Genomic DNA, 1827 nt, shown 5'->3' with positions numbered 1-1827 from the left:
AAACTTCAATTCCTACTTTTGCAAAAAAAGCCATGGAACAAATTTTAGCGTACTTCCCGGAAATTACGAGCAGCCAACGCGCACAATTCGAGCAATTGGAAGCCTTGTATACCGACTGGAACGCGAAAATTAACGTGATTTCGCGCAAAGACATCGATTCGTTGTACGAAAAGCACGTATTGCACGCCTTGGCCATCGCGAAAGTGCAGGCATTTTTACCCGACGCACAAATTTTAGATGTGGGAACAGGCGGCGGATTTCCAGGAATTCCACTGGCGATTTTGTTTCCCGAAACGCAGTTTACCTTAGTAGATGTGATTGGTAAAAAAATCAAAGTTGTTGAAGCTGTAGCCGAAGCTTTGGAACTTAAAAACGTTAGTGCAAAACAACAGCGCGCGGCCCAAGTTCCGGGTCATTTTGATTTTGTGGTTAGCCGTGCGGTGACGAATATGTCGGATTTTGCCTCTTGGGTAAACGGAAAATTCCGTTCTAAGAGTCGGCATGAACTCAAGAACGGAATTTTGTATTTGAAAGGAGGCGATCTGACTGAAGAATTATCAGATTTCCCGAAAGCGAAACAATTCGATATTGCTAGGTTCTTTCACGAAGAATTTTTCGAGACTAAGAAAGTAGTTTATGTACCGTTTTAGTTCTTGACGAATTTAATGGTTTTGTTTCCGTAAGCTGAACTCACGACGGCTACATAAACGCCGGAAGCATAATTTGAAACATCAATCAATGTTTTCGAATAGGTGCCCATTAATTTTCCTTGTATATTAAAAATCTCCACGGAAGTAATTTGCGCATCGGTTACCAGTTCTAACTGCTGGTTTACTGGGTTTTCAGCTAAAGATAAACGATTATTTGCAATAGGTTCAAAACCGGTATTAGCAAATTGGGAAGCCACTTCAACGCGTGTTCTGCTTTCATTAATCTGCAGCAAAGGAACAACTAACGACGTAGTAGCCTGACGCAGAATTGGAAATTCAGGAGTTGCGTTATCTGTGTAATAGTTTGAACTTTGTATGGTGAGATTTCCTACAACGCCAAAGTTTCCGTAAGAAAGATCTAAAGCTTGTGAGCTTCGCAAACGGGTGACGTTGAAGGTTTCCGAATTTCCGATTGACAAGCCCCCTGCAGCATCAACACTGGTGGTCAAGGTGCCGGAAAATGTACCTGTGTATTGGCCGTAAACAAAAGTTCCTGAAACCGCATCGTCGAAATTCTGGAAGTTGTACGGAAGCGGATATGTTCCAACTGTTGCCGAATTAGTATCGTATTTTAAGGTTAGGGTATCGACTATAAGTCCGATTACTTGCAAACTCGAACCGATTATTATGACGTAGGAATTCGAAGTTGTTGGATTACCATCGATAATTCCGGAGGTTCGAAACACATGGGTAGCTCCTGGGAAATTAACTAATTCTGCTGCTGTAGGCGTTTCGACCGTTTCCACAACAGAACCGTTTGTTACGCTAGGATAAACCAAACTTTGGTTACTACCTGAAGAGCTTTGGTCGGGTAAATTGTTTGGTTGTAAGGAAGCGTAAAACATATTTGGTCCTCCTAGGAAATTGGTAATTGGTTGCTGAGCAAACAACGCCGTAGTAGAAATTAGTAAAAAAGAAAGTAGTTGTTGCTTCATAAGAATCTGATTTTAAGTAATATTTAAAAGTAATAATTTTTTTCAAAGCAAAAGGCGCTCGAACAAAAAAAAGAAAAATAAAAATCTTTGGGTAGTTTGAATTGTTTTGAAGCAGCAAGTGTACTAAGTTCTTTGCTCGTATTGCTATAATCCATACAATTTGTAGAATTTACATGAAAGAT

2 protein-coding genes are annotated in these 1827 nt (G+C 40.3%); one reads left to right on the top strand and one right to left on the bottom strand.

Annotation, left to right across the window (positions count from 1 at the left end):
• The first annotated feature begins 32 nt into the window (after positions 1-32).
• The gene (gene rsmG, locus ACOVQQ_RS08805; protein ID WP_421817873.1) at positions 33-650 is read left to right on the top strand and encodes a 16S rRNA (guanine(527)-N(7))-methyltransferase RsmG; all 618 of its coding nucleotides are present in this window, start codon (positions 33-35) and stop codon (positions 648-650) included.
• Here rsmG and ACOVQQ_RS08800 read toward each other — a convergent pair.
• A complete protein-coding gene (locus ACOVQQ_RS08800) occupies positions 647-1645 on the bottom strand; it encodes a T9SS type A sorting domain-containing protein (protein ID WP_421817872.1) in 999 nt (332 codons plus the stop codon). The genes rsmG and ACOVQQ_RS08800 overlap by 4 nt on opposite strands.
• Between the last annotated feature and the right edge of the window lie 182 nt (positions 1646-1827).

It is taken from the genome of Flavobacterium sp., assembly GCF_049240005.1.
Taxonomy (GTDB): domain Bacteria; phylum Bacteroidota; class Bacteroidia; order Flavobacteriales; family Flavobacteriaceae; genus Flavobacterium.
The sequence above is the reverse complement of the archived record's forward strand: the minus strand, read 5'-3'. Positions and strand labels throughout refer to the sequence as shown.

What these genes read in the sequence shown, in the direction of transcription:
- rsmG (WP_421817873.1), top strand. Translation starts at nt 33, where the DNA reads ATGGAACAAATTTTAGCGTACTTCCCGGAAATTACGAGCAGCCAACGC.
- ACOVQQ_RS08800 (WP_421817872.1), bottom strand. Translation starts at nt 1,645, where the DNA reads ATGAAGCAACAACTACTTTCTTTTTTACTAATTTCTACTACGGCGTTG.